Below are 257 nucleotides of genomic sequence, written 5' to 3' on the forward strand. Positions count from 1 at the left end.
GCCGGTGCGGTCGAGCCGGGTTCGTAGGCACCGCGCCGGGCGGGTCGTCACCGAGGACGGGTGCGGTTCCGGCCAGGCGCGCGGCCGAGCCGCGGTCCGGGGCCACCTGATCCCGGGCCGGTCGACCCCGCGCCGTAGAATCGGCTCACCATGGCATACCTCGACCACGCCGCGACCACCCCCATGCTCCCGGAGGCGGCAGAGGCACTCACCGCCCACCTGGGCGTCACCGGCAACGCCTCCTCCCTCCACGCGGC

The organism is Streptomyces bobili (assembly GCF_002154575.1).
GTDB classification, from domain to species: domain Bacteria; phylum Actinomycetota; class Actinomycetes; order Streptomycetales; family Streptomycetaceae; genus Streptomyces; species Streptomyces bobili.